Here is a 23,658-nt window from a genome sequence, read left to right on the forward strand (position 1 = left end):
GGGCACGGGAGGGTTCAGGACGGGGCCGTGACGACCAGGGCCGAGTTGAACCCGCCCCGGCCCCGGGCGAGGATCAGCGCCGTGGTGAGCGGGGCCCGGCGCGGGCTCGTCACCAGGTCGAGGGTGTGGTCCGGCAGCGGGCGCGGGACGTGCACGGTCGGCGGGATGACGCCCTCGCGCAGTGCCAGGAGGGCCGTGGCCACGTCGAGGGCGGGGCCTCCGGCGCCCAGTCGGCCGGTCATGGTCTTGGGCGCGGTGACCGGGACGCCGTGCGGGCCGAAGAGGGTGCGCAGCGCGTCGGCCTCGACGGCGTCCTCCTCGGGGGTGCCCGCCGCGTCCGCGAAGACCACGTCGATCTCCTCGGGTCCGAGTCCCGCGTCGTCGAGGGCGCTCCGGGCGGCCCGGACGAGGTTCGGGGAACGGCCGGAGCGGGGCGGCGGGTCGAAGGCGGTGCCGTACCCCACGACCCGGCCGTACCGCCGGTGAGCGCCGCGCGCCCGCGCGGACTCCTCGCTCTCCAGGACGAGCAGGGCGCCGCCCTCCCCGGGCACGTACCCGGCGGCCCCGGAGGCGAAGGGCCGGTAGGCCAGGGCGGGATCGGACTCCCGGCTCATCCGGTCGCCGGAGAGGTGGGCCACCCAGCCCCAGGGGCAGAGCGATCCGTCGACGGCGCCGGCGAGCACCATCGGCTGTCCCCGGCGCAGCTGCCTCCGGGCCTGCCCGAGGACGTCGAGGCCGCCGGCCTGCTCGGTGACCAGCGACCCGGCCGGGCCGCGCAGCCCGTGGCGGATGGAGACCTGGCCGGTGTTGACCGCGTAGAACCAGGCGAAGGACTGGTAGGCGCTGACGTACTCGGGTCCCCGGTCCCACAGGTTCTGCAGCTCCCGGTGTCCGAACTCGAAGCCGCCCGCCGTGGCCGCGGTGACGACGCCCACCCCGTACTCGGGGAGCCGCCCGGGGTCGAAACCGGCGTCCGCGAGGGCCCAGTCGGAGGCCACGAGGGCCATCCGGGTCATGTGGTCGGTCTGGGGCAGGAGCCTGCTGGGCAGGTGCTCCTCCGGGACGAAGTCCGCGACCTCGCCGGCCAGGCGGCTGGGGTAGCCCGCCGCGTCGAAGCGGGTGACGGGGCCGATCGCCGACGTGCCGGCCAGGGTGTTCTTCCAGTGGGCGTCGTGACCGAGGCCGGTGGGGGCCAGCAGCCCGATCCCGGTGACCACCGTGTCCGTGTCCGCGCTCACGCCGCCGCCCGGTCCCGCGCGCCGGCTCCGGACAGGACCATGGCGCTCTGGAAGCCCCCGAAGCCGCTCCCGACCGTGAGGACGTTGTCGACGGGGAGGGAACGGGCCTCCAGGGGCACGTAGTCGAGGTCGCACTCGGGGTCGCGCTCGCGCAGATTGGCGGTGGGCGGGACGGTGCCGTGGCGGATCGCGAGGACGCAGGCGGCGATCTCCAGGGAGCCGATGGCGCCCAGGGAGTGCCCGATCATCGACTTGATGCTGCTGACCGGGGTGCGGTACGCGTGCTCCCCGAGGCTCGCCTTGAAGGCGGCGGTCTCGTGGCGGTCGTTCTGCCTGGTGCCCGAGCCGTGCGCGTTGACGTAGTCGATGGCGGTGGGATCCGTACGCGCCATGGCGAGCGCGTTCCTGATCGCCTCCGCCATCTCCCGCCCGTCGGGCCGCAGACCGGTCATGTGGAAGGCGTTGCTGCGGGAGGCGAACCCGGTGATCTCGGCGTAGACCTCGGCGCCCCGGCGGCGGGCGTGCTCCCGCTCCTCCAGGACGAAGACGGCGGCGCCCTCGCCGAGGACGAAGCCCCGGCGGGTGCGGTCGAACGGGCGGGACGCCTCGGCCGGCCGGTCGTTGTCCGGGCTCGTGGCCTTGATCGCGTCGAAACAGGCCACGGTGATGGGCGAGATGGGCGCCTCGGTGGCCCCCGCCACCATCACGTCGGCGGCGCCCTCCGCGATCAGGTCGGCGGCCCGGCCCACCGCGTCGAGGCCCGAGGTGCAGCCCGTCGAAACCAGGGAGACCGGTCCTTCCGCCGCGATGCGGTCGTGGGCCACCTCGGCGGCGATGGAGCTGGGCACGAAGTAGTCGAAGAGGTGCGAGACCGCGTAGGAGTGGTCGACGAGCCATCGGCTGCCGCTGTCGCTGACGACGGCGTACTCGTTCTCCAGGCTCGTGGTGCAGCCGACGGCGCTGCCGATGACCACGCCGATCCGGGAACCGTCGAGGGCCTCGCGGTCGATGCCGCTGTCCTCGATGCCCTCCCGTGCCGCGACCACCGCGAATTGCGTGGCCCGGTCCATGCGGCGGATCTCCCGGGGCGTGAGTCCCTCCGCCGCGGCGTCGAAGTCGCATTCCGCGGCCATACGGGAACGATAGGGCGCGGGATCGAATGCGGTGATGATGCGGGTGGCGGTGCGCCCCGCGGTCAGAAGGTCCCAGAAGGGCTTCACACCGATGGCACCCGGAGCCACGATCCCGATTCCCGTGATGACCACGCGTCGATTTTCCCGTGGATTCATGCGCGTCCCCCTTCAGCCGTTCCCGTAACCCTGTCCTTTACGGTGCAGCGTTCCATGTCGCCCACGTCGGAAGTTTCCACGGGCCGAGCGTGCGGGGAATGGCTCGCAACCGGCTCAATGGCGATTGGAGCGCCCCGGAGAGCCTTGACAGGGGTCGCGGAACCGTGTCGGACGGGGCGCCGCCGGGCGGCCGGTCCGTTTGAGCACCGCTGGAGGAACGCTGGAGCCCGCGGGGTGGGAGCGGCGCCGGCAGGGGCTCCAACCGGCCGTTCCGTCCCGCCGGTTCGTCCGGTCGAGCGGTGCCCGAGGACCACTCGGGACGCCGGGAGGGGCTCGGGAACCCGCCGCGAGTGGCGGGAAGAGGCGCCCTCGGGCACACACCTCCGGCATGGGCCCGATCCCGCGACCTGCCAGCTGACACGGGCCGGATCCGGACCCGCGCGGCGGCCGTGAAGGGATCGAATCTGCGCCAGTCCCGGCAGGACAGCACTTTACGGGAACTTTTCCCGGACCCTGATTCAAGGTACGGCAAAGTAGACATTCTGCCCGACTTTCGGTGATTCTCCGACGCCCCTTCCGCCACTAGATCCGACATTGACCAGTCGATTTCCAGGACCTAACGTGAAGTCGGGGTGACCGTCAGCGACGGGGCCGCGCCGCCGGTGACGCCAGGCCGTGCGCGACTCCACTCAAACGGAGGAGACATCTTGGAGTTCCGACTATTGGGTCCCGTCGAAATCCTCTCGGGCGGCCGGAACATCATGCCGACCGCGCCCAAGCCACGTCAGGTCATTTCCCTGCTGATGCTGCGGCACAACACCGTGGTCCAGGCCTCCGAACTGATCGACGAACTCTGGCCCGAGCTCCCGCCCCCGAGCGCGGTGACGACCCTCCAGACGTACATCTACAAGTTCCGCAAACTGCTCCTGAAACAGGGGCTCGGGAACCTGCTCCGGACCCAGCCGGGCGGCTACACCCTCACCATTCCGTCGTCGAGCCTGGATGTCACCCGGTTCGAGGACCGGGCGGAGAAAGGCCAGGAACTTCTCCAACAGGGCGACTCCGAGGCGGCCCTGGCCTGTCTGGAGGAGGCCCTCGCCCTCTGGCGCGGCCCCGCGCTCGCCGACGTCGAGACCGGGGGCCGGCTCTTCTCGTACACGACCCGGCTGGAGGAGCTGCGCTTCCGCATCCTCGAACTGCGCATAGAGGCCGATCTGGAGAACGGCCGGCACCGCGAACTCATCAGCGAGCTCAAGGCCCTGGTGCTGGCCCACCCGCTCCACGAGCACCTCCACGGGCTCCTGATGACGGCCCTGCACCGGTCCGGACGGCGTCACGAGGCGCTGGAGGCCTACCAGAGCCTGCGGCAGAAGATGATCGACGAGCTCGGACTCGAACCCGGCAAGGAACTCGCCCGCCTTCAGCACGCCCTGCTGTCCGACTCCCCCGCCGATCCTCCGGAGCCACCACGGCCTGCGGCGCCCCGGACCGCCGCACCGCCGGGCCCCGCGGTCACGATCACGGCGCTCGCGCCCGTGGGTGCCCCGGCCGCGAGCACCCCGGCTCCCCTCGCCCCTCCCCCCCTGCCCGTCGTCCCTGCCGCGCCCTCCCTCCCGGCGCCCCTGCCGGTCCCGGTCCAGCGCCTTCCTCCCTCCGTCACCACCACCGGCGTCGCCCGGACCCCCGCCCGGCCGTCCGCGCCGTCCGTCGCCTGGGAGGCGGCCGGGACCCCGGCCCAACTCCCGGCGGGACTCGCCGGGTTCGTCGGCCGCACCGGCGCCCTCAAGGAGCTGGAGGCCGCGCTGCGGGCGCGCGGCGGTCCCGGGGCCGCGTGCACGTCGGCCCACATCGGGGTCGTGACCGGGCCTCCCGGCATCGGCAAGAGCGCGGTGGCCGTCCATCTCGCGCACACGCTCCGCCCGCACTTCCCCGACGGGCAGCTCTACGCGGACCTGCGCGGCTCCTCCGCCGAGCCGCGCGACCCCGCCGAGGTGCTGCGCGGCTTCCTGCGGGCCCTGGAGGTGCCTCCCGCCCGCATCCCGGAGGGCGTGGAGGAGTGCGGAGCGCTGTTCCGGTCCCGCACGGCCGGCTTCCGGGTGCTGGTGCTCCTCGACGACGTGGCCTCCTCGGCCCAGATCCGGCACCTGCTGCCCGCCGACCCGCGCTGCGCGCTGCTGGTCACCAGCCGCCGCCGGATGACCGCCCTGGTGGAGGCCGAACGCGTCGAACTGGGCGCGCCCTCCTCCGAGGAGGCGCTGGAGATCCTCGCGGTCCTCGCCGGCCGGCAGCGGGTGGACCGGGAACCCGAGGCGGCGCAGCGGATCGTCGGGCTGCTCGGCCGGCACCCGCTGGCCCTGCGGTGCGTGGGCGGGCGGCTCGCGGCCGGTCCGGGGCTCTCGCTGTCGACGCTCGCCGACCGTCTCGAGGCCACGCCGCGGATCCTCGACGTGGCCCGGCTCGGGGAGCTGGACGTGCGCTCACGGTTCGCCGCGAGCTACACGGGCCTCGGGCACCAGGAGCAGGGCGTCTTCCGGCTGCTCGGCATGCTGGGCGAGACCCCCTTCACCGCGGCGCAGGCGGCGGAGCTGCTGGGGCGGCCGACGCGGGAGCTGGAGTCCGTCCTCGAACTGCTCGCCGACAACCACCTGCTGGCCACGGACCGTTCCGCCGACGGCATCGGCCGCTACGTCTTCGAGCGGCTGACCCGTGCGTACGCGAGGGAGCGCCTGGAGGAGACGCTCGCCGCGCCGGCCGTGGCCGAGGAGGTGGGGGTCGGGTGCGAGGCGGGGGCCCGGTGAGACGCGGGGCGGGTTCCGCGCCGGCGGCCGGCCGGTCAGCCGGTGTCGAGAGGTTCTCCACACGCCGCTGCCAGGCTCCCCGGCACGCGTCCGCGACGGTCGGACGCACAGGACGAGCAGAGGGGTGGCCCGGCCCATGCCGAGCGGGGAGCAGCAGGAGTTCGACGTCGCCGGCGGAGCCGGTCCGGTCGGCCGGGAGGAGTCCGGCCCCGAGGTGACCTTCGTCAACCGGTTCACGGTCCACGGGGAGCCCGAGGAGTTCGAGGCGGTGTTCACCCGGACGTCCGCCTTCATGGCGCGGCAGCCCGGATTCGTCCGGCACAGTCTGCTGCGGGAGGTGGACGACCCGGAGCGCTATGTGAACCTCGCCGTGTGGACCGACCGGGACGCCTTCCGGCGGGCGGTGGCGCAGCCCGGGTTCGCCCCGCACGCCGCGGCGCTGCGGGCCCTGAGCCGGAGCGAGAACGGGCTGTTCACGGCCCGCCTCTCGGTGCGGGCCGGGACCCACGAGGCCTGAGCCGCCCGCCGGTCACGGCGGGCGGGCGGACCCACGCCCGGACCCCGTGCACACGAGCGGGCTCACGAGCCGGACCCCGGCCGGGAGCCGGGGTCCGAGTCGGGGTCGGGAAGCGGGTCAGGAGAGGGTCGTGAGGACCTCGCGGAGGGCCTCCACGACCTTGTCCTGCTCCTCCGGGGCCAGCGAGGGGTACATGGGCAGCGAGAAGATCTCGCGGGCGAGCCGCTCGGTGACCGGCAGGGAGCCCTCCCGGTGGCCGAGGTGGGCGAAGCCCGCCATCGTGTGGATCGGCCAGGGGTAGCTGATGTTCAGTTCGATGTCCCGCTCGCGGAGCGCCTCCATGATCGCGTCCCGGCGCGGATGGCGGACCACGTACACGTAGTACACGTGGTCGTTGCCCGGCGCGGTCCGCGGGAGGACGAGCCCGGTGTCGCCGAGCCCTTCGGCGTACCGCCGGGCGATCTCGCGGCGGGCCGCGACATAGCTGTCGAGCCGGCGGAGCTTGCGGCGCAGGATCTCGGCCTGGACCTCGTCGAGGCGGCTGTTGTGGGCGGGCAGGGCGGTGACGTAGTACCGCTCCTCCATGCCGTAGTACCGCAGGCGGCGCAGCCGGCCGTCGACCTCGTCGTCGGAGGTGAGGACCGCGCCGCCGTCCCCGTACGCGCCGAGGACCTTGGTCGGGTAGAACGAGAAGGCGGCGGCGGTGCCCATGGTCCCGGCCGTGCGGCCGTGGTGGCGGGCTCCGTGGGCCTGGGCGCAGTCCTCGAGAACGGCCAGGCCGTGGCGGGCGGCCAGCTCCTCCAGGGGCGCCATGTCGACGCACTGGCCGTAGAGGTGGACCGGGAGCAGGCAGCGGGTGCGGGGGGTGAGGGCGGCCTCGACCTGCGAGACGTCCATGAGGTGGTCCTCGCCCACGTCGACGAAGACCGGGGTGGCTCCGGTGCCGACGATGGCGACGACGGTCGGGGCGGCGGTGTTGGAGACGGTGATCACCTCGTCCCCGGGTCCCACTCCGAGGGCCTCCAGGCCGAGTTTGACGGCGTTGGTGCCGTTGTCCACCCCGACGCAGTGCCGGGCCCCGAGGCGGGCGGCGAACTCCTCCTCGAACGACCGGACGCTGTCGGCGAGGACCAGCCGGCCCGAGCCGAAGACGGTGTCCACCGCGTCGAGGATCTCCTCGCGCTCCGCCGCGTACTCGTCCAGATATCCCCATACACGAATGGTCACAGACATTCTCCATTTCCGCTCGGATGCGCACATATCTCAGCGGATCGTCCTCGCATCCAGCTCGATTGCACCTCGACTCGGCATTTCCGTCCTTGTGACCCCCGATATCGCCTGGATAGCATCGCGGCCATGAAAGGAATCATTCTGGCCGGAGGTACGGGAAGCCGTTTGCATCCGATCACGCTGGCCGTTTCCAAGCAGCTCCTGCCGGTCGGCGACAAACCGATGATCTACTACCCGCTGTCGGTGCTGATGCTGGCGGACATCAGGGACATCCTCATCATCAGCACCCCTCATGACCTGCCGCAGTTCCGGCGCCTGCTCGGCGACGGCAGCCAGCTCGGGCTTCGCATCGACTACGCGGAGCAGCCCAAGCCGAACGGCATCGCGGAGGCCTTCGTCATCGGCGCCGACCATATCGGGGACGATTCCGTGGCGCTGGTGCTCGGCGACAACATATTCCACGGACATTCCTTCTCCGAAGTACTCAGAAAAGAGCGGGAGAACCTCGACGGGTGCCTTCTCTTCGGTTACGAGGTGCACGATCCCGAGCGGTACGGGGTCGGCGAGACCGATGAGGACGGAATGCTGATATCCATCGAGGAGAAGCCGGACCGGCCCCGCTCGAACCGTGCGATCACCGGCCTCTACTTCTACGACAACGACGTGGTCGAGCGGGCCGCCGCGCTGCGGCCCTCGGCACGCGGCGAGCTGGAGATCACCGATCTGAACCGGGTGTACATGGAGCGCGGGCGGGCCCGGCTGAGGGAGCTCGGCCGGGGCTTCGCCTGGCTGGACACCGGGACCCCGGAGTCGCTGCTCCAGGCGGCCCAGTACGTGCGCACCCTGGAGGAGCGTCAGGGGGTGCGGATCGCCTGCGTCGAGGAGGTGGCCCTGCGGCGGGGCTTCATCGGTCCCGAGGAGTGCCACCGGCTGGGGGCCCGGCTCGGGAACTCGGAGTACGGGCGCTATGTGATGGCCATCGCCGGGGAGCACCCCTCCGCGGTGTGAGGGTGCTCCCCGGCGTCTCAGGGGCGGCGCGCGACGAAGAGTCCGCGTGCCGTCCACTCCGGCCGGACGTACTCCGCCGGGCACCCGGCGTCCGCGAAGGCGGACAGGTACTCGTCCAGGGTGAACAGGGTGAGGAGGTCGACCTCGGTGAACTCCCTGATGCCGGCGGCCTCGCCGACCACGAACCGGACCTCCATCCGCGTGGTGCGGCCCTCGCGGGTGGAGTGCGAGACCCGGGCGACGGTCCGGTGCTCGTCGCTCGCCAGGTCGCCGGCGACGTAGCCGTCGAGGAACCGCTCGGGGAACCACCAGGGTTCGACGACGAGCACTCCTCCGGGGCGCAGGTGCCGGGCCATGGCGGCGACCGCCTGCCGCATGTCCGGCACGGACCTCAGATAGCCGATGGCGGTGAAGAGGCACACCACGGCGTCGAAGGTTCGGCCGAGGCCGAAGGCGCGCATGTCGCCCTGGTGGAGGGGGACTCCGGGGAGCCGGGCTGCGGCGCGTTCCAGCATGGCCGCGGAGAGTTCGAGCCCCTCGGTGTGGGCGAAGAGGCCGTCGAAGGCCTCCAGGTGGGCGCCGGTGCCGCAGGCGACGTCCAGCAGGGAGTCGGCGGCGGGCAGCCGGTCCCGGATGAGACGGGTGACGTCGGCGGCCTCGGCCGACCAGTCCTTGCCGCGGGACCGGTAGACAAGTTCGTAGACGTCCGCCAGGTCGTGGCCGTACATCGGCCTCCTTCGGAGGGGTCGGGTCGTGGGTACGGAAGCGGCGCCGGACGCCGGTGGTGTCACTCCTCGACGAGGGCGACCGCGCGGGCCCAGCCGGCCCCGGCGCCGGCGATCTTCACCGGAAGGCAGGAGACCTGGAAGCCGTACGGTCCGGGGAGCGCCTCCAGGTTGTCCAGCCGCTCGATCTGGCAGTACTCGCGGTCCCGGCCGATCATGTGCGCGGGCCAGAGCACATCGGGGTCACCGGTGGCCCGGTAGCGGGCGATGATGTCGCCGAAGGGGGCGTCCAGGCTGAACGCGTCCGTTCCGATGACCCGGACGCCGAGGTCGAGGAGGAGGTGGACGGCGGGGCCGTCGAGGCCGGCGAAGTCGGTGAAGTACCGGGCGGTCCCCCGGTGGCGCTGGGCGCCGGTGTGCAGCAGGACGATGTCCTTCGGGTCCGGGACGCGGCCGATGCGGGCGAACTCCTTCTCCAGGCGGTCCGCGCCGATGACGCCGGGCGGCACGTCGGTGAGGTCCAGCACCGTTCCCGGGCGCAGGAACCAGTCCAACGGCAGCTGGTCGATGTTCCGGGGCACGCCGTCGCCGTAGCCCGCCCGGGATCCGTAGTGGGAGGGCGCGTCCACATGGGTGCCGGTGTGGGTGGTGAGCGTGAGGCGGTCGAGGGACAGGAACTCGCCGTCGGGGAGTTCGTCGGGGTCGAAGGAGACGCCGAAGTGGGTGCGCATCTCCTCGCTCATGTGCAGGGCGCCCTCGCGGGGGGTGAGGACGTGGTGCTCGACGGGATCGGGTTCCCAGAGCGCCGCGTCCACCGCCGAGGACAGGTCGATGAGCCTCACGGCGCACCTCCAGGGGATCGGGGCCGGGTTCAGGGTCGGCATCCTCGCGGGCGGGGCCGGAGCGACGGTCGAGCCGGGCTGGAGTCCGGGGCCCGCCGGGCACGAGTCCGGTTCCAAGGGGCCGGGCGAGCATCGGAGGAAGCGGCCCGCGACCGGCGGGCGAGGAGGGAGACCCGTGAGCGAGACCGTCAGCACGGCGTACGCGTCGCTGTGCGCCGACATCCAGCGGTTCCATGCCCGGCAGATGCGGCTGCTGGACTCGGGCGACGCCGAGGGCTGGGCCGCCACCTTCACCGAGGACGGGCTGTTCGCACCGCCCTCGCTGCCCGAGCCCGTCCGCGGGCGGGCCGCCCTGGCGGCGGGCGTCCGCGCGGCGCACAAGGAGCTCGCCGCCGCCGGTGAGGTGCGCCGGCACGTGCTGACCACGGCCGAGGTGGACGAGCCCGACGCGGACGGCGCGGTGCGGGTGCGCTCGTACGTGCAGGTGGTGGCGACGCTGCGGGACCAGGCGCCGCGCCTGCTCCTGATGTGCGTGTGCGAGGACGTGCTGGTCGTGGAGGACGGCGCGTGGCGGGTGCGCGAACGGTACGTGACCCGCGACGACCGGCCCTGAGCGGGCGCCCGGGAGGCGGACGAGCCCGGTGGGACGTCGTGGTGACGTCCCACCGGGCTCGCGCGTACCGCGGGGCTCCCGTCAGCGGAGGGTGTCGGCCGAGACGACCGCGGGCTTGGGGAAGGGCAGGACGAACCGGCCTCCGGCCCGCAGGAAGTCCGCCTCCTTGCGGAGGATCTCGTCCGCGTAGTTCCACGCCAGCATCAGATAGACGTCGGGCGGGTCGCTCCGGGCGTCGCCGGGGCTGCGCACCGGGATGTGGGTGCCGGGCAGGACCTTGCCCTGTTTCAGCGTGGTGGTGTCGGTGCAGTAGGCCACCTCGTCGGCCCCGAGGCCGCAGACGTTGAGGATCGTGGTGCCCTTCGCCGAGGCCCCGTAGCCGGCGATCCGCTCCCCCTCCGCGATCAGGGAGCGGACCAGGGCGGGAAGCTCCTCGCGGACGTTCCGGACGCCCCGGGCGAACTCCCGGTAGGCGGCGTCGGAGCCGAGCCCGGCCCGTTCCTCGGCCGCCCTCAGCGCGCCGACCGCGTCGGTGACGGGGCGACGGGCCTCGGTCCTTCCCACGAGGACCAGGAGGGAGCCGCCGTGGACCGGGAGCCGCTCGACGTCGAAGAGGCTCAGTCCGTGCCGGGTGAAGAGGGTGTCGAGGGTGCGGACGAGGAAGTACGACAGGTGCTCGTGGTAGATGGTGTCGAAGGCGTACTTCTCCAGCAGGTCGACCGCGTACGGGACTTCGACGGCGAACACCCCGTCGGGCGCGAGCAGGGCGCGCACCCCGGCGAGGACTCCGGCGAGGTCGTCGATGTGGGCGAAGACGTGGCGGCCGAGGACGAGGCGCGCGGGGCCGTGGGAGCGGCGTACTGCGGAGGCGGTGGCCTCGGTGAAGAACTCGGGCAGGGTGGGGATGCCGCGGGCGTCGGCGACGGCCGCGAGGTTGCGGGCGGGGTCCACGCCGAGCACGCGGCACCCCTGGCGGGCGAAGGCCTCCAGTTGCTGGCCGGTGTTGCTGCCCAGTTCCACGACCAGGTCGCCGGCGGCGAACCCGGCGCGCTCCCGGCAGGTGGTGGCGACGAACTCCATGTGCCGGGTGATGGTCTCCGAGTCGGAGGTGACGTAGCTGTACGTGCGGTACATCACCTCGGGGTCGACGACGTGGGTGACGCTCATCAGCCGGCAGGAGCGGCAGGAGATCACGCCGAGCGGGTAGGCCGGCTCGTCCTCGTAGGAGGCGGCCGGTTCCAGGAACGCGTTGGCCAGCGGCACCTCGCCGAGGTCGACCACGTCCTGCCAGTCCGAACCACCGCACACCCGGCAGCTGGTGACGGGCCGTACGTTCTGGGCGTTCATGCCCGGTCCTTCCTCTCCGTGGCCGGCGCCGGTGCGTCCGGCATCAGCAGGCTCTGCAGACAGGCCACCAGGCTGCGCGCCTGGATGTTCAGGTAGTGGCTGTGCCGCAGCAGCTCGACGAGCTGGTGGACGGTCATCCACCGGTAGTCGGGGTCGTCGGGCGGGACGTCGACGTCGGTGTCGACGATCAGATAGCGGTTGCGCGCGTGGTGGAAACGGCCGCCCTCCTCGGAGAGGACCGACTGGAAGCGGATCCGCGACGGGTCCGCGCCCTCCACCGCGTCGAGGTAGCGGGGGCGGGCGCTCCTCGGCAGGTGCTCGTAGGAGGCGGGGGTGCACTGGACGGTCGGCGCCAGCTCGACCACGTCCATGTAGCCCGCTTCGACCCGGGCGTTCATCAGGACGTGCAGGACTCCGTCGAAGGAGCGGGTGAGGAAGGCGACGACACCGGTGCCGTGCGGTTCGATCATCGGCTGGGACCAGTGGGCGACCTCCCGGCCGCCGGCCTCCACGCGGACTCCGATGACGTCGAAGAAGGCTCCGGAGGCGTGCGAGACACGTTCGGGGGTGCGGTGCCAGCCGGGCAGCCCGGCCAGCGGGACGCGGCGGGCGTGGACCTCGGTGCGGGTTCGGGCCTCGGTGATCCAGCTGAGGACGGCGCCCGAGGGGTGCCGGACACCGGCCGAGGGGTCGCAGGAACGGAAGAGGGCCGCCCGGAAGGGGTCGGTGGGCGGGCCGAGTTCCCGGGCCAGCTCGGCGTGGGCGAAGGGCAGACAGGACAGGACCGTGCGGGCGTCCATGTTGACCACGTCGTCCTCGGCGAGGAGCCGGTGGAGTTGCCCGAGGGTCAGCCAGTGGAAGCCCTCGTGGACCTCCACCTCGCCGTGCGCCTCGACCACCATGTTCCGGTTCCGTTTGTGGTGGAAGGCGGAACCCTGTTCGGACTGCCGTACGTCGACGAGCGGGCCGTGGGCTCCGGGACTGCGGAACCGGTCGAGGTAGGGGACGGGCCGGCCGCCGTGGACGCCGGTGTAGTTGCTGCGGGTGGCCTGGACGGTCGGGGAGATCTGTACGCCGTTGGCGTTGCCGGGCTCGACCTTGGCCTGCATCAGGCAGTGCAGGACGCCGTCGAACTCCTTGACCAGGATGCCCAGCACGCCGACCTCGGGCTGGTTGATGATCGGCTGGCTCCACGCCGGGACCGGTCCGGCCGGCATCCGCACGTCGAGGCCCTCCACCGTGAAGAAGCCTCCGGTGTGGTGGCGCAGGTTGCCGGTGCCGGGCTCGGTCTCCCAGCCGGTGAGCTCGTCGAGCGGCACCCGCTCCACCCGGGTGAAGGTGCGTGCGGACGCCGCGGCGTACCAGTCGTGGAACGCCTCGTACGAGCTGCGCCCGCCCTCGCGGGCGGCCGCGGAGGCGGCGACGCGCAAGGGGGTGGCGGCGTCGCGCGGGCGGCTCGCGGTGCGCGTGATGGCTGCGGTCATGGCTGCTCCACTGGGTGGTCCGCGCGGGACGCGTCCCACATGTCCTTGATCGATTCGGGCAGGTCCAGGGCCGGGCGCCAGCCCAGCGACCGGGCCGCGCGGCCGATGTCGACACGGGTCCAGTCGCCGCCCCGGGACTCGACCGGTGCGGTACGGAGCCGGACGGCGCCCGGCGGGGGTCCGGCCGCGGCGACGAGCAGGTCGAGCAGGCGGGCCACCGGTACGGCTTCGCCGCGGCCCACGTTGATCACCTGTCCGACGACGGGGGCGGTCGCGGCGGCGAGGACGGCGGCGGCCAGGTCCCGCACGTCCAGGAAGTCCCGGCGGGCGTCGGCGACGGTCAGTTCGGCGGGCCGTTCTGGGGTGGCGGCGAGCAGCCGCCGGAGCGCGGCGCCGAGGAAGCCGACCTCGGCGCCCGGGCCGCAGAGGTTGACCACGCGCAGGACCACCCCGTCCACCAGCCCCGCGCGGGTGGCGTCGAGGACGGCCTCGGCCCCGGCGAGCTTGCTGCGCCCGTACGCGGTGACCGGGCGGGGCGCCCGGGTCTCCTCGGCGGCGGTGCCGACGGGCAGCGGGCCGTACTCGTGGACGGAGCCGATCTGCACCAGGCGGATCCGGTCCGGCAGCCGGGCCAGCGCGGCGAGCAGGTTCTCCACGAGGCGGGCGTGGACGCGGTCGTTCTCCGCCTCGCCGGTGACCCAGCCGCCGGTCGCGTTGACGACGGTGTCCACACGGGCGGCGGCCAGCAGGCCGGCGAGCTCGGCGGGGTCGGTGGCCGCCGCGTCCAGGGCGAGGAACCGGCCGGTCGTGTCCGGGGGGCGGCGGCGGGCCACCCGGAGGACGGGCGAGCCCGCCGCCGCGAACGCGGCGGTCACCGCGCGGCCCACGCAGCCCGTCGCGCCGAACACGGCGACGGCGGGCCGTCGACCGGCGGTCACCGGACCGGGCCGCCACACAGCGCCCGTTCGACCTCCAGGCAGGTGCGGTAGTCCGGGAGGGTGCCGGACTTCTCCGCCGTCTCCAGGGTGGGTGCGGCCAGGTCCCGTTCCGACATGACCGGCTCGACGTCCGTCGGCAGGGAGAGTCCGAGCACCGGGTCGAAGACGGAGAGGGCCAGCTCGTTCTGCGGCGCGTACTCCCCGGACAGCATGTACGACATCACCGTCCGGTCCTCCAGCGCCACGAAGGCGTGGGCGACGCCGACGGGGAAGTACACGGCCCGGAAGTCCTCCTGGTCGAGCAGGACCGTCTCCGACCTGCCGTAGGTGGGCGAGCCGACCCGGACGTCGATCACGATGTCCAGCGCGCTGCCGCGCGCGCAGTAGACGTACTTGGCGATGCCCGGGGGCGTCAGGGTGTAGTGGGCGCCCCGGATCGTTCCGCGCCGGGAGACGCTGTGGTTGGTCTGGGCCACCGGGAACAGCGGGTGTCCCAGGGCCTCTCGGGCGGCCGTCTCCTGGAACGGGGAGACGAAGAGCCCCCGTTCGTCGGTGAAGATCTTCGGCCGGAACTCGAACGCGCCTTCCACGGCGAGCTGTCGCGACTGCATGACACCGTCCTCGGTTGCTTGTGGTGGTGCCGGCCTGGCCGGCGGTGGTCTCGGTCAGAGGACACGGACCTCGGGGACGTACACGATCCAGCGCCCGCCGGACTCACGGAACAGCCGTTCCTTCGCCATGATCTCCTCGGCGTGGTTCCAGGCGAACAGGACCGCGTAGTCCGGGTAGGGGTGGCCGAGCGCCTCGGTGGGGCGGACCGGGATGTGCGAACCCGGCATGAGCTTCCCGTGCTTGGCCGGAGTCACGTCGCACACCCACTCGACCGACTCGGGGCCGATGCCGCAGAAGTTGGTGACGGTGGCGCTCTTGGCCGTGGCGCCGTAGCCGACGACCCGCTTGCCTTCCGCACGCAGCTCCCGCAGGAGCGTGGTCAGTTCGGTACGGACGCGCTCGATCCCCGCGGCGAAGGCGTCGAAGACCTCGGGGGTGCCGATCCCCTTGGCGTCCTCCTCGGCGATCAGCGCGGCGACGGCGGGGCTCGGCACGGCACGGCCCGCGCGCTTGAGGGTGTAGCGGACCTCGCCGCCGTGCACCGGCAGCCGTTCGACGTCGACGACCTCGAAGCCGAAGCGCGCGGCGGCGGCGCTCACCGAGCGCACGGTGAAGAAGTAGAAGTGCTCGTCGTAGATCTGGTCGAAGGAGGTGCGCTCCAGGATGTCGCCGAGGTAGGGGTCCTCGAAGACGAAGGCACCGTCCGGGGCCAGCAGGGTGTCGAGGCCCCGGAAGACCGAGTCGAGATACGGGATGTGGCAGATGGTGTTGGCGGAGTAGACCAGGTCGGCCGGTCCGTCGGCGGCCGCGATGCCGGCCGCCGTGGACTCCTCGAAGAACTCGTTGAGGACCCGGACCCCCTGCTGGCGGGCGAGTTCGGCGACGCCGCCGGAGGGCTCGACGCCCAGGTGCCGGATGCCCTCCTTGGCGAGGGCCCGCAGCATCACCCCGTCGTTGCAGCCGATCTCCACCACGAACGGGTCGGGGCCGCGCAGGTGTTCACGGGAGAGCCGGCCCGCGGTCTGCTCGAAGTGCCGTCGCATGTGGACGGAGCCCGAGGAGTGGTACGGGTACGCCTCGTGGAACATCCGGTCCCGGGGGACCTCCTCAAGGAGCTGGGTCATGCCGCAGGACCCGCAGCTGCCCACGGCGAGGGGGTAGAAGAACTCGTCGTCGACGCGGCCGGGGTCCACGAACGCGTCGGAGAGGGGCTGGAGCCCGAAGTCGAAGAACGGACGGACGGATCCTCCACAGACACGGCACATGGGGCCTTCCTCGGTTCATAGGGTCCGGGGCGGACTTACCGCCGGACGTTTCCTTGGCGGGCGACGGGAAAGCGGAACACGCCGCCGGTGATCGGGGACCGGAGGCCGCGCAGCACCTCGTCGGTCCTGGTCAGGCCGGGCAGCTCCTCGGCCAGCACCCGGAGCGCGGCCTCGGCCGCGGCCCGGACCGCGGGACCGACGAGGCCGTCGGCACGGCCCTCCTCGGAGAAGGGGTGCCGGTCGCGGGCGGGGCGGTGGAGGCTGAACCGGTCCGGGTCGCGGTACCGGCGGGGGTCGCGGTGGGCCGCCTCGGTGAGGAGGACGACCTCCTCGTCCGCCGCCACCGGGGTCCCGGCGAGTTCCAGGTCCTCGCGCGCGTACAGCCGGTGCAGGCGGACGGGCGGCGCGTGGAGCAGCGTCTCGGCGACGGCGGCGGGCGCGAGACCGGGGTCCTCGCACAGGTCCCGCCACTGCTCCGGACGGTCGAGGAGGAGTTCGACGGCGTTGCCCGCGAGGGTGGCGGCGGCGGGGAGGCCGACCAGGGCCAGCAGGGCGCAGACCGTCAGGACGTCCTCGGGCGGCCGGGGGCCGTCGGGGGACGGGGTCGCCGCGAGGCGGCGGGGGAGGCCGGACCGGGCGGCGGTGCCTGGGTCCGCCGTGCGGCGCGCGTCGTGGGTGGTGGGGTCTCCGGAGCCGTCCGGCGACGCCGACGGCCGGAGCAGCGCCAGGAGTTCCGGCAGCGCGGCGTCGTACCGGCGGGCCGTGTCCAGCCTCGGCGGGCAGAGCGTGGCGTCGAGGACGCCGGTGAGCCGCCCGCAGAGATCCGCGAAGCGGTCGGCCTCGTGCTCCGGTACGCCGAGCAGGACGCGCCCGGCGTCCACCGTGGCGGGCCGGAGCAGGTCGTCCATCAGGTCGAACCGCTCCCCCACCGCCGACGCACGGCGCCGGTAGGCCCGTACGGCCGCCGCGGACCTGCCCCGCCGCGCGGCCCCCTCGATCACGGGCGCGGCCCATCGCCGCAGCCGTTCGTACTCCTCCCGGTCGAGCTCCGCCGGAAGCCCGGCGAGCGGCAGGGCCTCCCGCAGGGACGGCACGTCCCACGGGGCCGGTTCCCCGGCCGGCTCCCCCGGCGCGGGGCCGGCGCCGGGGGGCCGGGGCGTGAGGCGCCGGTCTGCCAGCGCGGCCGTGACCACCTCGTGGTCGGCCGTCGCCCACGCGCCGGCGCTGCTCCAGGAGAGGGGTCCCCGCTCGCGGACGCGGCGGCCCAGTTCGGCCCGGTCGTCTCCGGCCGCACGCAGCATCAGGGCGTACGGGTCGTCTTTCGTGCCCAGGATCCACTGGACTCCGCGCAGGGTCAGCAGGACGCGTCCCAGCGCACTGTCGGTCATGCTCGCCACCATGGGGAGGGACGCTAGGCAGGCCTCCTCGACCCTCTCTCGACTTCCCTTGGCTCCGGCCCGGCCGGTCCGTCGAGCCGGTCACGAGGGGAGCGTGGCAGCGGCCCCCTAGGGTCACGCGGTCATGGACATCATCGGCAAGGGTTTCATCGCCCGGCACCTGTGGCCGCTGCGCGCGGCGCACCCCGGAGTGACGGTGCTGGCGGCGGGCGTGCCGCGCCAGCACCTGCCGGATTCCGAGCACGAGCGGGAGGCCGCGCTCGTCCGCGAGACGGTCGCGCGCTGCCGGAGCCGGGGCGAGCTGCTGGTCTTCTTCTCCACCGTCAGCATGTACGGCGGTCCCGGCTGCCGGGGCCGCGAGGACGACCCGATCGTCCCCACCACGCGCTACGGCCGCCACAAGTTCGACCTGGAGGCGACGGTCCGCGAGTCCGGGGCGGCGTACCTCGTGCTGCGCCTCTCCTACGTCCTGGGGCCGCACGGGCCCGGCTTCCGGCTGGTGCCCGCCCTGGTGTCGCAGGTGCGGGCGGGGCGGGTCCGGGTGCACCCCGGTGCCCGGCGCGATCTGCTGCACGTCGCGGACTTCGTCGGGCTGGTCGACCGGCTGCTGGCCTCCGGGGTGCGCGACGAGACGGTGAACGTGGCCTCGGGCGACTGTGTGGACGTCGTCGAGGTCGTCGCCCACCTGAAGCGCCGGCTGGGCCTCGACGCCGTGGAGGAGGTGATGGGCGGGGGCGAGAGCGCCTTCTCGCACTGCCCGTCGGTGGAGAAGCTGCGGGCCCTGGTGCCCGAGCCGGCCGGTTCGGTCTTCGGGCCGGGGTACCACCGGCTCGCCCTGGACCGCTACCTCCGCGAGACGGGCGCGTGGCCGGCGGAGGACGGGGCGAGAGCGGCGTTCCAACGGTCGTCGAACGGCGCCGGACATCATCGGGCCCTCCCGCCGCACCGGGCGGCCGGGGACGAGTGAAGGATGCGGGGAACGCGATGGCGACGTACGACAAGGGCCGGGCGGTCACGGCGGACCTGCGCGAGGCGAGGACCTCCTCGGGCGGCGCGCTGCTCACGCTCCTGGAGCCGCACCTCCCCCTGATACGGGACGGGGCGCGGCAGGGGGACCGGGACGGCGCCTTCCCGGCCGAGGTCTTCGGGCGGCTCCGGGAGGGCGGGGTGCTCGGGGCCACCGTGCCGGCGGAACTCGGCGGGCTGGGCGTCTCCTCGCTGCACGACGTCTGCCTGGCCCTGACGACCGTGGCCGAGGCGGACGCGTCGACCGCGCTCGCCCTGCACATGCAGCTCAGCCGGGGGCTGACGCTCACTCACGAGTGGCGGCACGGGGACGCGCGGGCCCGGGCGCTGGCCGAGCGGCTGCTCCGGGGCATGGGGTCGGGCGAGGCGGTGGTGTGCACGACGGTGAAGGACGCGGGCGGGGGCCGGGTGGTCACCCGGCTGCGTCCGGCGCCGGACGGCGGCTGGCTGCTGTCGGGCCGCAAGACGCTGGCGAGCATGGCGCCGATCGCCACCGACTTCGTGGTCTCGGCGCGGGTGGAGGTGGCGGGGGTGACCCGGTCGGCGGCCGCCGTGCTTCCCCGGGACACCCCGGGGCTGACCGTCCTGGACGACTGGGACGGGCTCGGCATGCGGGCCTCCGGCAGCGTCGACATCCTCCTGGAGGACTGCCCGGTGCGCCTGGAGGACGTGTTCCTGCGGGGGCCGCTCGGGGAGCGCGACGACGCGGCCCTGGCCGGACAGACCGTCAGTTCGATCACCATGCTGGGGATCTACGTGGGCGTCGCGCAGGCGGCCCGGGACCTCGTGGTGGCGGAGCTGACCCGGCGCGCGGGCGCGCCCGCGGCGGGGGTACGCGCGCTCCTCGCGGAGATCGAGGCCCGGTTGCACGCGCTGCGGACGACGGTGGCGGGCACGCTCTCGGCGGCGGACCACCTGGCGTACGAGTTCGACGGCGATCCGCTGGAGCGCGGCCGGCGCATGATGTTCGACTTCCAGCGGGCGAAGATGATGGTCAACCGGCTGGCGCCGGAGACCGTCGCGGACTGCGTGACGGTGATCGGCGGCGCGTCCTACGCCGGGTCGCATCCGCTGGCGCGGCTCTACCGGGACGTCCGGGCGGGCGCGTTCATGCACCCGTTCACCTATCCCGACGCGGTGGAGTGGCTCTCCGAGGCGGCGCTGGGCGGTCCGAAGGACTGAGCCGCCGGGGGCGTACGGAAGGGGAGGGACGGGGTGTCCCGTCCCTCCCCTTCCGGCCGGGCCGGGCCGGGCTGGAGGCTCATCGGCCGGGCCCGGCGGGGGCTCGTCGGCCGGGCCGGGCGGGGGCTCATCGGCCGGGCCGGGCGGGGGCTCGTCGGCCGGCCCCCGCCCCGCCGGTCTCCCGGGCCTCCCCCGGCTCAGGCGTCCGGAGCGGCCTCCCGGGCGTGGGCGGCCGCGTGTTCCATGGTGGTGGTGCTGTTGCGACCGAGGGCGCCGCGGACGAAAGCCCTGGCGTCGGCGACGGTCGCGTCCGGTCCCAGGACCTCCGTGATGGCCTTCTCGTCGAGGACCACGGTGTGGACGGAGGTGATCCGGGCCCCGGCCGTGTCCCGCTCGAACAGCCACCGCCCGGTGTGCGCCGCCATCAGGGCGGGGGTGTGCAGCTGCTTGTAGACGATGCGCTCGTCAGGGAAGCAGATCCGGACGGAGCGCGTGGTGTGGGTGGAGCCGTCCGGCGTCACGGTCTCCATCTCCAGGCTCTGGATCCCGGGCACCTCCTCCTCCAGCACGGCGCGAGCCACGTGCGGCAGGCGCGCGGGCCAGAGGTCCGCGCGGTCGACGAACGCGTAGGCGGCCGCGGTGTCGCCGTCGACCTCGACGGTGTCCTCGAAGGTCAGGGTCAGGGCCTCGGCGTCCCCGGTCCGTTCGGCCCCGGTGCGCAGCGCGTCCAGTTCGGCGCCGCTGTTGCGGTCGATCGCCCGCTCGATCCACGCGATGTTGTCGGGGTCGTCGCCGACGGCCCGGAAGTCGTGCAGCAGCCGGACCCGGGTGTGGGCGTCGTCGAGCGCCTCGACGATCCATTCCCCGCCCATGGCCGCCACCGGCGGCTGGGAGACCTCCTGGCGGAAGGTGACGCGGAGGCGGTCGTGGTCCAGTTCCCTGCGCGAGGTCCAGGCCTTGACCGCGCCGTTGGCGGTGGCCCAGATCCGGATGCGTTCCTCCGTCGTGCTCCGGCCGGCGTGTTCGGTGTGCTCGACGCGCTCCACGTGCACGGTGGGCGGGAAGGTCTCCGGCCATCGGCCGACGTCGACGATCAGGCCGAAGACGCGGCGTGCCGGGGCGGCCACCGTGATCGTGTGCTCGGTGCGGTGGGTGGTCCGGGGGTGTGACATGGTCCTCCTCCAGCTCGGCTCCGGGTCTGCGGCGCAAGCTTCCGCGCCGTCCCTGGTCAGGAACTCGACGACGGCTCGGCGCCGGGCGGGCGCACGGAGAGCGCGTGGTGGAACAGGTCGAGCGGGTCCCAGCGTTCCTTGACCCGGCTCAGCCGTGCGTAGCCGTCGCGGTGGTAGAGGGTGCTCCAGGGCACTCCCGAGGTGTTGCGCAGGGGGTCGGCGAGGTCGGTGTCCGGGTAGTTGACGTAGGCGCCGCTGTTGGCCTCGTTCGGCACCGGGACGCCGCCGGTGTCGGCGTGGAGGTCCGCGTAGAGGTTCCGTACCCAGGCGAGTTGGCGTTCGGTCTGTTCCTCCTCGCCCCACAGGGCCTCGTGCACGGCGCTGAAGAGGGCGTCCCGGTGGGGCATGGCGGTGGCGTCCGGGGGCACGGCGGCGATCCGTCCGCCGAGGAAGGTGAGGTAGACGGCGGCGGTGGCGAACTCCGGGCCGCCGCGGTTCAGATGGTCGTGGAGGACGCCGGTCTGCCGGTCGTCCCAGGGCTCGCGGAGCAGGGTGGAGGTGGACTTGAACCGGGCCCCGCCGGGCCACTGGACGCCGCCGAGGACGGACTTCAGCCACGGCGTCGTCGCCGAGGACGCGGTGTGCGGGACCCCGGCCGCCGCGGTGAGCCCGGCGGCGAAGGCGTCGAGGAGCCGCTGCGCGTGGGGGTGGGCCGCGTCGAGCGCGGCGTCCACCGTGATCGTCCCGTTCGCCCGGTGGCCGAGGGTGAGCCCGCTGGACATCTCCCCGTACGGCGAGCCGGAGCCGGCGTGCCGCCGGTGCCAGTCGCCGTGGGCGCGCAGGAGCCGGGTGAAGGCCGGGCGGTCCAGGTCCCGCCACTGCCAGGAGAGGGAGGTGGAGCGGACCGCGCCGGGCGGCCGGGGCAGCAGTTCGCCGGGGCCGCCGGTGGCACCGGGCGTCCGGAACAAGTAGCGGGTGACGACACCGAAGTTGCCGCCGCCTCCGCCGGTGTGGGCCCACCACAGCTCGCGTTCGGCGCCGGTGGACTCCCGGGTGGCCGTCACGAGGCGCGCCCTTCCCGACGGATCGGTGACGACGACCTCGACGCCGTGGAGGTGGTCGACGACGAGCCCGTACCGGCGTGAGAGCGCGCCGTACCCGCCGCCCGCGACGTGGCCGCCCACGCCGACGGCCGGACAGCCGCCGCCGGGCAGGGTGACGCCCCATCCGAGGTAGAGGGTGCGGTAGACCCGCCCGAGGGTGGCGCCCGCCTCGACGACGAAGACCCGTCGCTTCGGGTCGTAGGTGACGGCCGTCATCTCGGAGACGTCGACGAGGACCCGTACGGCCGGGTCGTCGACGAAGTTCTCGAAGCAGTGGCCGCCGCTGCGGACCGCGACCCGCGCGCGGTCCCGGGCCGCCTCCTCCACCGCCCGGACCACCTGCTCCGCCGAGCCGACCAGGTGCACGCGGTCCGGGGAGCCGGTGAAGCGGCCGTTGTACCCGCGGGTGGTGAGTTCGGTGTACCGGGGGTCGTCCGGTTCCAGCACCACCGGTCCCAGCGTCTCCGGACGTCTCGCGTCGGGGGCGGAGGCGGCCGGGCCGCCGAGGAGTACGGCGCCCCCGGTGAGCGCCGGGAGTTCGAGCAGCCGTCTGCGCGTCAGTCGTGCCAAGGGGAGCACCGTCCTTTCCTGCCGGCCGCGGCCGGTCGCCTCGCCGGCGGCCAGCCTGCGCGCGCTCGCTGGCGGGACGGTGGAATCGCGCTGGTACGACGGCGGCGGACAGGGCCGGAAGGGGCGGTTCGAAAGGCGGATCGAGACTGTCAGGGAGGCTGACAAAGACGTCATTAACGCTTCTAAGCTCGAATAAGTCAAGAGCCCAGAGCCTCTGGCTTCCCTCCCCCTGCCCAGGAACCGAGCCGGCAGGTCCGGACACGGGCCGGAACCCCCGTGAACACCCCCTGACCCCCGTACGGGAGAACCCATGATCCACACCCGCGGGCTCACCCGCAGCTTCCGCGTCAAAGGAGAGACCGTCGAAGCCGTGCGCGGCCTCGACCTCGACATCGAAGCCGGCTCCGTGGTCGCCTTCCTCGGCCCCAACGGCGCCGGGAAGACCACCAGTCTGCGGATGCTGACCACACTGCTCCGGCCGACCTCCGGGACCGCCGTCGTCGCCGGACACGACGTCACGGCCGACCCTTCGGGTGTCCGCCGCCGCATCGGCTACCTCGGCCAGGGCAACAGCGCCGGCAGCACCTTCCGGGTCGTCGACGAACTGGTCACCCAGGGCCGCGCCTACGGTCTGCCCCGCGCGGACGCCCGCGCCCGGGCGGACCGGCTGCTGGCCGCCCTCGAACTGGAGGGCCTCGCCGCGCGGACGGTCGGCACCCTGTCGGGCGGCCAGCGCCGCCGCCTGGACATCGCCATGGCCCTGGTCCACGAACCGGAACTCCTCTTCCTCGACGAGCCCACCACCGGGCTCGACCCGCACAGTCGCGCCAACATCTGGGAGCACGTGCTGCGGCTGCACAAGGAGCTCGGCACCACGGTCGTCTTCACCACCCACTACCTGGAGGAGGCGGACCTCTGGGCCCGCCGGGTGATGGTGGTCGACCACGGCCGGGTGATCGCCGACGACTCCCCCGAGAAGCTCAAGGCCGACCTGGCCGGCGACCGCATCACCCTGGGCGCCGCCGACCGCGCCGACGCCGACCGCGCCGCCGAACTCGCCCGCGGCCTGACCACCGTCCACGAGGTGGAGGTCGACGGCGCGGAGGTGCGCGTCCGCACCCCCCACGGGGACGCCGTACTCCCGGTCCTGCTGAGGAGCCTGGAGGACGTCGGCGTGCGGGTGCTCACCGCCCGGCTGGCCCGCCCCACCCTCGACGACGTCTTCCTCGGCCTGACCGGCCGCACCCTGCGGGAGAGCGCCGACTCCACCGCCCCCACCGCCACGCACGACGGAGCCTGACC

20 protein-coding genes are annotated in these 23,658 nt (G+C 73.6%); 7 read left to right on the forward strand and 13 right to left on the reverse strand.

Translation table 11 applies throughout. From position 1 onward, the window contains the following. Positions 1–14: 14 nt before the first annotated feature. Positions 15–1,238 carry a ketosynthase chain-length factor gene (locus tag ASD33_RS10170; protein ID WP_056556843.1) on the reverse strand — a complete coding sequence of 408 codons (1,224 nt, stop codon included), beginning with the start codon at positions 1,236–1,238 and terminating at the stop codon, positions 15–17. Next, entirely contained in the window at positions 1,235–2,527 is a 1,293-nt protein-coding gene (locus ASD33_RS10175) for a beta-ketoacyl-[acyl-carrier-protein] synthase family protein (RefSeq protein WP_056556847.1), read from the reverse strand. Before ASD33_RS10175 ends, ASD33_RS10170 begins: the two co-directional genes overlap by 4 nt. Before the next feature lie 707 nt (positions 2,528–3,234). Here ASD33_RS10175 and ASD33_RS10180 point away from each other — a divergent pair. Then, positions 3,235–5,325 (forward strand): transcriptional regulator, encoded by a 2,091-nt coding sequence (locus tag ASD33_RS10180; RefSeq protein ID WP_199863494.1) that lies wholly within the window; start codon positions 3,235–3,237, stop codon positions 5,323–5,325. A gap of 136 nt (positions 5,326–5,461) precedes the next feature. Then, on the forward strand, positions 5,462–5,842 hold the full coding sequence (locus ASD33_RS10185) for an antibiotic biosynthesis monooxygenase family protein (protein WP_079044699.1): 381 nt from the start codon (positions 5,462–5,464) through the stop codon (positions 5,840–5,842). 117 nt (positions 5,843–5,959) lie between these two features. Here ASD33_RS10185 and ASD33_RS10190 read toward each other — a convergent pair whose 3' ends face one another. Next, positions 5,960–7,069 (reverse strand): DegT/DnrJ/EryC1/StrS family aminotransferase, encoded by a 1,110-nt coding sequence (locus ASD33_RS10190; RefSeq protein WP_056556849.1) that lies wholly within the window; start codon positions 7,067–7,069, stop codon positions 5,960–5,962. 129 nt (positions 7,070–7,198) lie between these two features. Here ASD33_RS10190 and rfbA point away from each other — a divergent pair, with 129 nt between their 5' ends. After that, positions 7,199–8,080, forward strand: a complete 882-nt coding sequence (gene rfbA / locus ASD33_RS10195; protein ID WP_056556855.1) for a glucose-1-phosphate thymidylyltransferase RfbA — start codon at positions 7,199–7,201, stop codon at positions 8,078–8,080. Between the two features lie 17 nt (positions 8,081–8,097). On the opposite strand, the gene ASD33_RS10200 is transcribed toward rfbA, so the two are convergent. Together ASD33_RS10200 and ASD33_RS10205 are read right to left on the reverse strand one after the other, a co-directional pair. Then, a complete protein-coding gene (locus ASD33_RS10200; protein WP_056556858.1) occupies positions 8,098–8,808 on the reverse strand; it encodes a class I SAM-dependent methyltransferase in 711 nt (236 codons plus the stop codon). Positions 8,809–8,867: 59 nt separating this feature from the next. Then, on the reverse strand, positions 8,868–9,647 hold the full coding sequence (locus ASD33_RS10205) for a cyclase family protein (RefSeq protein WP_056556861.1): 780 nt from the start codon (positions 9,645–9,647) through the stop codon (positions 8,868–8,870). Positions 9,648–9,822: 175 nt separating this feature from the next. Between ASD33_RS10205 and ASD33_RS10210 the strand changes: the two genes are divergently transcribed. Then, on the forward strand, positions 9,823–10,260 hold the full coding sequence (locus tag ASD33_RS10210; RefSeq protein ID WP_056556864.1) for a nuclear transport factor 2 family protein: 438 nt from the start codon (positions 9,823–9,825) through the stop codon (positions 10,258–10,260). A gap of 81 nt (positions 10,261–10,341) precedes the next feature. Here ASD33_RS10210 and ASD33_RS10215 read toward each other — a convergent pair whose 3' ends face one another. Genes ASD33_RS10215 through ASD33_RS33655 form a run of 6 tightly spaced genes read right to left on the reverse strand, consistent with a single transcriptional unit; the run spans position 10,342 to position 17,294 of the window. Then, complete coding sequence (locus ASD33_RS10215; RefSeq protein WP_056556867.1) at positions 10,342–11,607, reverse strand: class I SAM-dependent methyltransferase; 1,266 nt, start codon at positions 11,605–11,607, stop codon at positions 10,342–10,344. Further along, a complete protein-coding gene (locus tag ASD33_RS10220; RefSeq protein WP_056556870.1) occupies positions 11,604–13,091 on the reverse strand; it encodes an NDP-hexose 2,3-dehydratase family protein in 1,488 nt (495 codons plus the stop codon). The genes ASD33_RS10215 and ASD33_RS10220 overlap by 4 nt, the downstream gene beginning before the upstream one ends. Then, positions 13,088–14,029: an NAD(P)-dependent oxidoreductase gene (locus ASD33_RS10225; protein ID WP_056557048.1), complete on the reverse strand. Its 942-nt coding sequence runs from the start codon at positions 14,027–14,029 to the stop codon at positions 13,088–13,090. Before ASD33_RS10225 ends, ASD33_RS10220 begins: the two co-directional genes overlap by 4 nt. After that, positions 14,026–14,640, reverse strand: coding sequence for a dTDP-4-dehydrorhamnose 3,5-epimerase (gene rfbC / locus ASD33_RS10230; RefSeq protein WP_056556871.1), 615 nt, complete (start codon positions 14,638–14,640; stop codon positions 14,026–14,028). The genes ASD33_RS10225 and rfbC overlap by 4 nt, the downstream gene beginning before the upstream one ends. A gap of 54 nt (positions 14,641–14,694) precedes the next feature. Continuing rightward, positions 14,695–15,906 (reverse strand): class I SAM-dependent methyltransferase, encoded by a 1,212-nt coding sequence (locus tag ASD33_RS10235; protein WP_056556874.1) that lies wholly within the window; start codon positions 15,904–15,906, stop codon positions 14,695–14,697. 35 nt (positions 15,907–15,941) lie between these two features. Next, the gene (locus ASD33_RS33655; protein WP_157870020.1) at positions 15,942–17,294 is read right to left on the reverse strand and encodes a P450-derived glycosyltransferase activator; all 1,353 of its coding nucleotides are present in this window, start codon (positions 17,292–17,294) and stop codon (positions 15,942–15,944) included. Positions 17,295–17,427: 133 nt separating this feature from the next. Here ASD33_RS33655 and ASD33_RS10245 point away from each other — a divergent pair, with 133 nt between their 5' ends. Both ASD33_RS10245 and ASD33_RS10250 read left to right on the forward strand, forming a co-directional pair. After that, positions 17,428–18,270 (forward strand): NAD-dependent epimerase/dehydratase family protein, encoded by an 843-nt coding sequence (locus ASD33_RS10245; RefSeq protein WP_063991923.1) that lies wholly within the window; start codon positions 17,428–17,430, stop codon positions 18,268–18,270. 17 nt (positions 18,271–18,287) lie between these two features. Then, the gene (locus ASD33_RS10250; RefSeq protein WP_056556877.1) at positions 18,288–19,511 is read left to right on the forward strand and encodes an acyl-CoA dehydrogenase family protein; all 1,224 of its coding nucleotides are present in this window, start codon (positions 18,288–18,290) and stop codon (positions 19,509–19,511) included. A gap of 197 nt (positions 19,512–19,708) precedes the next feature. On the opposite strand, the gene ASD33_RS10255 is transcribed toward ASD33_RS10250, so the two are convergent. Together ASD33_RS10255 and ASD33_RS10260 are read right to left on the reverse strand one after the other, a co-directional pair. Continuing rightward, entirely contained in the window at positions 19,709–20,683 is a 975-nt protein-coding gene (locus tag ASD33_RS10255) for an aromatase/cyclase (RefSeq protein ID WP_056556879.1), read from the reverse strand. Between the two features lie 56 nt (positions 20,684–20,739). Then, positions 20,740–22,356 carry an FAD-binding protein gene (locus ASD33_RS10260; protein ID WP_056557051.1) on the reverse strand — a complete coding sequence of 539 codons (1,617 nt, stop codon included), beginning with the start codon at positions 22,354–22,356 and terminating at the stop codon, positions 20,740–20,742. Between the two features lie 310 nt (positions 22,357–22,666). Here ASD33_RS10260 and ASD33_RS10265 point away from each other — a divergent pair, with 310 nt between their 5' ends. Next, positions 22,667–23,656, forward strand: a complete 990-nt coding sequence (locus ASD33_RS10265; protein WP_056556883.1) for an ATP-binding cassette domain-containing protein — start codon at positions 22,667–22,669, stop codon at positions 23,654–23,656. Positions 23,657–23,658: the final 2 nt, after the last annotated feature.

It is taken from the genome of Streptomyces sp. Root1304, assembly GCF_001426405.1.
Classification (GTDB): domain Bacteria; phylum Actinomycetota; class Actinomycetes; order Streptomycetales; family Streptomycetaceae; genus Streptomyces.

Coding starts and splice junctions, on each gene's coding strand:
- ASD33_RS10175 (WP_056556847.1), bottom strand. CDS start 2,527: ATGAATCCACGGGAAAATCGACGCGTGGTCATCACGGGAATCGGGATC.
- ASD33_RS10185 (WP_079044699.1), top strand. CDS start 5,462: ATGCCGAGCGGGGAGCAGCAGGAGTTCGACGTCGCCGGCGGAGCCGGT.
- rfbA (WP_056556855.1), top strand. CDS start 7,199: ATGAAAGGAATCATTCTGGCCGGAGGTACGGGAAGCCGTTTGCATCCG.
- ASD33_RS10200 (WP_056556858.1), bottom strand. CDS start 8,808: ATGTACGGCCACGACCTGGCGGACGTCTACGAACTTGTCTACCGGTCC.
- ASD33_RS10215 (WP_056556867.1), bottom strand. CDS start 11,607: ATGAACGCCCAGAACGTACGGCCCGTCACCAGCTGCCGGGTGTGCGGT.
- ASD33_RS10220 (WP_056556870.1), bottom strand. CDS start 13,091: ATGACCGCAGCCATCACGCGCACCGCGAGCCGCCCGCGCGACGCCGCC.
- rfbC (WP_056556871.1), bottom strand. CDS start 14,640: ATGCAGTCGCGACAGCTCGCCGTGGAAGGCGCGTTCGAGTTCCGGCCG.
- ASD33_RS10235 (WP_056556874.1), bottom strand. CDS start 15,906: ATGTGCCGTGTCTGTGGAGGATCCGTCCGTCCGTTCTTCGACTTCGGG.
- ASD33_RS33655 (WP_157870020.1), bottom strand. CDS start 17,294: ATGACCGACAGTGCGCTGGGACGCGTCCTGCTGACCCTGCGCGGAGTC.
- ASD33_RS10245 (WP_063991923.1), top strand. CDS start 17,428: ATGGACATCATCGGCAAGGGTTTCATCGCCCGGCACCTGTGGCCGCTG.
- ASD33_RS10250 (WP_056556877.1), top strand. CDS start 18,288: ATGGCGACGTACGACAAGGGCCGGGCGGTCACGGCGGACCTGCGCGAG.
- ASD33_RS10255 (WP_056556879.1), bottom strand. CDS start 20,683: ATGTCACACCCCCGGACCACCCACCGCACCGAGCACACGATCACGGTG.
- ASD33_RS10265 (WP_056556883.1), top strand. CDS start 22,667: ATGATCCACACCCGCGGGCTCACCCGCAGCTTCCGCGTCAAAGGAGAG.